General features: G+C 64.8%; 1 protein-coding gene. It reads right to left on the bottom strand.

All coding sequences use genetic code 11. The features are described 5' to 3' along the window. Positions 1 to 74: 74 nt before the first annotated feature. Complete coding sequence (locus AWC02_RS18535) at positions 75 to 1,316, bottom strand: IS256 family transposase (protein WP_085130172.1); 1,242 nt, start codon at positions 1,314 to 1,316, stop codon at positions 75 to 77. Positions 1,317 to 1,467 lie beyond the last annotated feature (151 nt).

Genomic DNA, 1,467 nt, shown 5'->3' on the forward strand with positions numbered 1-1,467 from the left:
GATAGTGCCCCGTGGGGTGGTGGACTTCGGATCGGCGTGAGTCACGCGTGGTGATCAACGAGTCATGCTGGATGCTAGGCGATTTGGCGTTGTTCGGCTAGCGGTTCGGTGATGGCGGCGTGTTTGGCGGCGATGACCTTGCGTAGCTCGGCCATGGAGATGTCGGACAGGTAGCGGCGAGTGACTTGCCATTCGTCGTGGGCTTCGATGACCACGGCGGTGGCCAGCCGAAGGAAGGCCGCCGGATTCGGGAAGATCTCCACGACGTCAGCGCGGCGCTTGATCTCCTTGTTGAGCCGTTCGATCGGGTTGTTCGACCAGATCTTTTGCCAGTGCGCTCGCGGGAATGCGGTGAACGCCAGGACATCGGTCTTGGCTTCGGCCATCATCGCCGCCACCTTGGGAAATGTGGGCTCCAGGGTGTCGGCGACCTGGTCCCATTGAGCGGCCACCTCAGCCGGTTCGGTGTGGGCGAAGACTGTCTTGATGGCCGCGGTGACCGCGGGGGCGTGTTTGGCTGCCACGACGCCGTGCAGGTTGCGCATGAAATGTACTCGGCAGCGCTGCCACGACGATCCGGTGAACTGCTGGGCGACGGCGGCCTTGAGGCCGGCGTGGGCATCGGAGATCACCAGGTGCACCCCGGCAAGCCCGCGGGCTTTGAGGCTGGCCAGGAACTCGCGCCAGAACTCGAAGGACTCACTGTCTCCGACGGCGGTGCCCAATACCTCGCGGGTGCCGTCGATGGAGACCCCGGTGGCCACCACCAGGGCGTGAGATACCACGTGCGCGCCGACGCGCACTTTGCAGAACGTGGCGTCGCAGAACACGTACGGGAACTGGGTGTGTGTCAGGCTGCGGGTGCGAAACGCTTCGATCTCACGATCCAGACCAGCGCAGATGCGCGAGACCTCCGATTTGGAGACTCCCGACGCGACGCCCATCGCGGAGACCAGGTCATCGACGCTGCGGGTCGATACCCCGTGCACGTAGGCCTCCATGATCACCGCGTGCAGCGCCTTGTCGATGCGTCGGCGCCGCTCCAACAGGGACGGGAAGAACGACCCTGCTCGCAGCTTCGGGATCTGCACCTCGATGTCGCCGGCGGTCGTGGAGACCGTTTTGGGACGGTGCCCGTTGCGTTGCGTCGTGCGGTCCTGGCTGCGCTGATAGTGGCCGGCGCCGATCGCGTCGGTAGCTTCGGCCTCGATCAGCGCCTGCAGCCCGGCGCGGATCAACTCGGCGAACATCGCCCCGGCGTCAGCTGACTTCAGCGCATCGAGCTGAGAGAGCAGGGCAGAATGAGCGTGGGTCATCGCGTGGTGTGTCCTTTGCTTGAGTCACTTTGGTCGGTAACTCATTGACCACTACGCGATGACCCACCCCGAAGTCCTCAACGACACACCAGAGCCCAACCGCCCCGGTCAGCCGCAGGCCCGAAACCCCACCACCCCAGGGGACTTACCC

It is taken from the genome of Mycolicibacter engbaekii, from assembly GCF_002101585.1.
GTDB classification, from domain to species: Bacteria; Actinomycetota; Actinomycetes; order Mycobacteriales; family Mycobacteriaceae; genus Mycobacterium; species Mycobacterium engbaekii.

Bases quoted from the DNA above. Each gene is read 5' to 3' on its own strand.
- AWC02_RS18535 (WP_085130172.1), bottom strand. From the start codon at position 1,316: ATGACCCACGCTCATTCTGCCCTGCTCTCTCAGCTCGATGCGCTGAAG.